Here is a 971-nt window from a genome sequence, read left to right as displayed (position 1 = left end):
ACTTGGTGTGTTAATCTAAGTAGTTAAATAAAACTGGTTAGATGAACAAAGGAATATTATGTTAGATATCAAGAATATAAAAATAGCGGTTATCGGACTTGGCTACGTCGGTTTGCCTTTAGCAGTTGAGTTTGGTAAGCATCTTCCGGTCGTCGGCTTTGATATAAATGCTGAGCGTATCTCGGCACTTGCCGCAGGTACAGATCATACCTTAGAAGTTAGTGATGAAGAGCTGACCCAAGCATTACATTTGAGTTATAGCTCAGATATACAAGCACTTAAAGACTGTAACTTTTTTATTGTTACGGTACCGACACCGATCGATGATTATAAACAGCCTGATCTTACGCCTTTAATTAAAGCCTCAGAAGCTATTGGTAGTCTTCTTAAACAAGACGATATCGTCGTTTATGAATCAACCGTCTATCCGGGCGCCACCGAAGAAGTTTGTATTCCGGTGTTAGAGAAAGTCTCGGGATTAACCTTCAATCAAGACTTCTATGCCGGTTATAGTCCTGAACGTATCAATCCTGGTGATAAAGAGCACCGCGTTACCAATATTTTAAAAGTAACGGCAGGCTCAACACCTGAAGTCGCTGATTTTGTCGATGAAGTGTACAATTTAATTATTACTGCCGGCACTCATAAGGCAGCAAGCATTAAAGTAGCAGAAGCGGCAAAGGTGATTGAGAATACCCAAAGAGATGTCAACATTGCTTTAATTAATGAGCTTGCGGTTATCTTTAACAAGATGGGTATCGATACCCAAGCAGTGTTAGAGGCTGCGGGTACCAAATGGAACTTCTTACCTTTCCGTCCAGGTCTCGTCGGTGGTCACTGCATCGGTGTCGATCCGTATTACTTGACGCATAAGGCACAAGCGATCGGTTATAACCCTGAGATTATCTTAGCGGGCCGTCGCTTAAACGATAGCATGGGCGAGTACGTAGTCACGCAGTTGGTCAAAACCA

1 protein-coding gene is annotated in these 971 nt (G+C 42.4%); it reads left to right on the top strand.

All coding sequences use genetic code 11. From position 1 onward, the window contains the following. Positions 1-58: 58 nt before the first annotated feature. Positions 59-971 (top strand): nucleotide sugar dehydrogenase (locus B4K26_RS05180; RefSeq protein ID WP_296243961.1); only part of this gene is annotated, 913 nt, incomplete at its 3' end.

Origin of the sequence: Psychrobacter sp. UBA6766 (assembly GCF_002453355.1) — a bacterium.
Taxonomy (GTDB): domain Bacteria; phylum Pseudomonadota; class Gammaproteobacteria; order Pseudomonadales; family Moraxellaceae; genus Psychrobacter.
This window is presented reverse-complemented; position numbering and strand designations above follow the sequence as displayed.